Genomic DNA, 3,630 nt, shown 5'->3' with positions numbered 1-3,630 from the left:
GTCGGTGGCGGGCCCGCGTCTGACGGTGACCAACCTCCACGACTTCACCGGCACCGCTCACCTGCGTTTCCGGTGGTCTCTGGAAACCGAAGGCGAGCCGGTGGCCGAGGGGGTGCTGGGGGCGGAAGACGTGCCGCCCCAGGGGTCGGTGGCGGTGGAGCTGCCCGCCCTGCCCCCGGTGACCGGGGAAAGCTGGCTGACGGTGCGGGCGGAACTGGCCGGGGACACCGCGTGGGCGGCCGCCGGGCACGAGGTCGCGTTCACCCAGCACCGGGTCGCCGCGCGCCGGACCGTGTCGCGCAGGCCCGCCCCGCTGGACCGGGACGACTTCGACGATTCCGGCACCCTGGCCCGGCTGGGCGGGCTGTGGGTCCGCGGTCCCCGGCTGGACGTGTGGCGGGCACCGACCGACAACGACCGCACCACCAACGCCGACGCGGTGGAGTCCCGCTGGCGGGCACTCGGCCTGCACCGCGTGACGCACCGGGTCCTGGGGCAGGAGTGGTCGGACGGCGGGCTCGTGGTCCGCACGAGGGTCGCCCCGGCCGCCACCGACCTCGGCCTGTTCGCCACCTACCACTGGGCGGGGGACGGTCCGGCCCTGCTCCTGCGGGTCGAGGTGCGCCCGGACGGCGAGTGGACGGTGCCGCTGCCCCGGATGGGGCTGCGGATGGCGGTCCCGGCCGGTCTCGCCGAGGTCGAGTGGTTCGGCGGTGGCCCCGGCGAGGCCTACGCCGACAGCTGCCAGGCGATGCGCGTCGGGCGGTACCGCCGCACCGTCGAGGAGTGGCAGACGCCCTACCCGATGCCTCAGGAGAACGGCAACCGCAGGCGGGTGCGCTGGGCCGAACTCCGCGGCGGGGACGGCGGGCTGCGGTTCGAGGGCGCGCCGGTGTTCGACCTGACCGTCCGCCGCTGGACGAGCGAGGACCTCGACGCGGCCCGGCATCCCACCGATCTCGTCCCCGGCCCCGTGATCTGGGTCAACCTCGATCTCGCCCAGCACGGGCTCGGCACCGCCTCGTGCGGCCCCGGCGTGCTGCCGGAGTACACCCTCACCGCGGCACCGGCCTCCTGGACGGTCCGGTTTCTCCCTCTGTAGCACGGTGTAGCGCGGAAAAGGCCCGGAACGCCACGGTCGATCCGTACCGTCCATTTCGGACGTTATCGCCCGGGATCACCGAGTTGACCATGGCGGGGCGATCATGGAAAGGTGCGGGCCGCATCCACGATCGACCCACTCCAGGAAAGAGTCCATGCGCAGGATTCCGTCCCTCGCGGCGCTCGGCGCCCTGACGGCCACCCTCACGCTGACCGGGTGCGGAGGCGGCTCCGCACCCGCCCAGTCCTCCGCCACCGGTGCCACCGGTGTCACCGCGGCCACCCCGGCCTCCGCCACCGGATCCTCGTCCGCGGCCGCCGCCTCCAGTGCCGGCCCGGCCGCCGCCGGCGGCAAGATCGCGGTCAACGGCACCCTGGACGACCCGGCGCTGGGCGACCACGTGGTCGCCCAGGCCGTGGTGCGGGACTTCCCGTTCCCGGCGAGCATGTCCGGCGCCTCCAGCGGCGAGCTCGTCCTGGTCCAGATCAGCGCGACCGCGGGCACCAAGTACTACGCCGGTTTCCAGACCACTTCGCTGGAACTGGTCACGGCCGACGGCACCGAGAACACCCTGAGCGACGGCGACGACCTGGGCAAGGCGATGGCGGCCGCGGGCTACACCCCGTTCCCCGCCGGCGGTGCCCTCGACACCGGCAAGTCCGGCAGCGGCTGGGTGGCCTTCGACGACTACCAGAAGGACAGCCCGAAGCTGACGCTGCGCCTCAAGCGGCCCGCGTTGTCCACTTCGGACGGGCAGAACCTCCCGGCCGCGAACTTCGACGTGCCGCTGGTCAAGTAGCGGCACGGGCGTGGCGGTGGCGAAGGTACCATCGCCACAGCTCGTCGAGGCCCCATACGAGAACCGGGAACGGCAGCAGGATCAGCAGTTGCTGCCACGAGGGCACCGCCGTGCCGAAGACGTACTGCAGGGGCGGCACGGTCACCACGAGCGCGGCGAAGGCCAGCTCGAACGCGATCCCCCACAGCAGCAGCCGGTTGCTGAACGGGCCGATCGCCCGCAGCGACGCCAGTTGCGTCCGCGAGGCGAAGGCGGTGCCGATCTGGCAGGCCACGATCCCGAGGAAGGTCATCGTGGTGGCCTGCACCCACACGTGGTGCAGTGCCGTCCCGTCCCCGACCGGGGCACCCAGCCGCCACCCGCCGGAGAGCAGAGTGAAGAAGAACCCGCCGAGCACGAGCGCGGCCGAGGTGACACCGAGCAGGCCCCAGGCCCGGCCCAGCATCGCCGCGTCGATCACGTTCTCCCCGCGGCGCCGCGGCGGACGGTCCATCAGGCCGGGTTCGGCCGGTTCCCGCCCGAGCGCCAGCGCGGGCAGCGTTTCGGTGCCGAGGTCGATGGCGAGGATCTGCAGCACGGTCAGCGGCAGCGGGATCTTCCCGCCGGAGATCGCGAACAGCAGGAACGGGATCACCTCCGGCATGGCGTGCGCGAAGATGTAGACGATGAACTTGCGCACGTTGTCGAAGACCTGACGGCCCGCCTGGACCGCCGTGACGATGGTGGCGAAATTGTCGTCCGTGAGCACCATCGTCGACGCCTCGCGCGCCACGTCCGTGCCCGCCACCCCCATCGCCACCCCGATGTCGGCGCGGCGGAGCGCGGGCGCGTCGTTGACCCCGTCGCCCGTCATGGCCACCACGTTGCCTTCCGCCCGCAGCGCGTCGGCGATCCGCAGCTTCACCTCGGGCGAGCTCCGCGCGAAGATCAGCTCGCGGTGGGCGCGCAGGAGGTGGTCCAGTTCGGCCTCGCTCATCTTCTCCAGCTGTTCGCCGGTGAGCACCGTGGTGTCCTCCCTGGCGATCCCGACCTGCCGCGCGATCTCGGTCGCGGTCAGCGGGTGGTCGCCGGTCACCACGATCAGCCGGATCCCCGCGGTGTGGCAGCGGGCCACCGCCCCGGCCACCTCCGGCCGGGGCGGATCGAACATCGCGACGACGCCGTAGAGCACCAGGTCCCGTTCGGCGTCCTCCCGCCGCGCCGGAACGGGCTCGCCGTCAGCGAGTTCCCGGCCCGCGACGGCGAGCAGTCGCAGGCCCCGCGCCGCGTAGCCGCGGGTGACCCCGATGAAGTCGGCCCTGTCCTTCTCGGTCAGGGCACGGCTGCGCCCTTCCGGGGTGAGGATCCGGGTGGCACGGGACAGCACCGCCTCGGGGCCGCCCTTGGCGTTCACCACCCGGCGGTCCCCTTCGGTGTCGACGGTGGACATCAGGCGCAGCGCGGGGTCGAAGTGGAACTGCCGCAGCCGCTGCCGTTCACGCTCCCGCGGCGTCACCACCACCCCCAGCGTCCCCGACGCGCGCATCAGCGCGACCTCGGTCGGATCGCCGGAATCGAGGTCGGCGTTGTTGCAGGCGGCCATCGCGGCGGCCAGCCGCGTGACGGCCGGGATCCCGGTGGGGCGGTCCAGCTCCACCGGCCCCGCGCAGGTCCAGGCGTCGGTGACCCGCATGCGGTTCTGGGTGAGGGTGCCGGTCTTGTCCGTGCAGATGACGGCGGTGCTGCCGAG

General features: G+C 73.0%; 3 protein-coding genes. 2 read left to right on the top strand and 1 reads right to left on the bottom strand.

What is annotated here, in order from left to right; all coding sequences use genetic code 11:
* Together FNH05_RS34505 and FNH05_RS34500 are read left to right on the top strand one after the other, a co-directional pair.
* Positions 1-1,102, top strand: a 1,102-nt coding sequence (locus FNH05_RS34505; RefSeq protein ID WP_144593051.1) for a beta-galactosidase small subunit family protein, incomplete at its 5' end; no start/stop codon positions are given.
* Positions 1,103-1,256: 154 nt separating this feature from the next.
* Positions 1,257-1,901: a hypothetical protein gene (locus FNH05_RS34500; protein WP_144593050.1), complete on the top strand. Its 645-nt coding sequence runs from the start codon at positions 1,257-1,259 to the stop codon at positions 1,899-1,901.
* On the opposite strand, the gene FNH05_RS34495 is transcribed toward FNH05_RS34500, so the two are convergent.
* A partial coding sequence (locus FNH05_RS34495; protein ID WP_144593049.1) for a cation-translocating P-type ATPase occupies positions 1,894-3,630 on the bottom strand: 1,737 nt, incomplete at its 5' end. The two genes, FNH05_RS34500 and FNH05_RS34495, sit on opposite strands and share 8 nt — an antisense overlap.

Origin of the sequence: Amycolatopsis rhizosphaerae (assembly GCF_007713715.1) — a bacterium.
Classification (GTDB): Bacteria; Actinomycetota; Actinomycetes; order Mycobacteriales; family Pseudonocardiaceae; genus Amycolatopsis_E; species Amycolatopsis_E rhizosphaerae.
The sequence above is the reverse complement of the archived record's forward strand: the minus strand, read 5'-3'. Positions and strand labels throughout refer to the sequence as shown.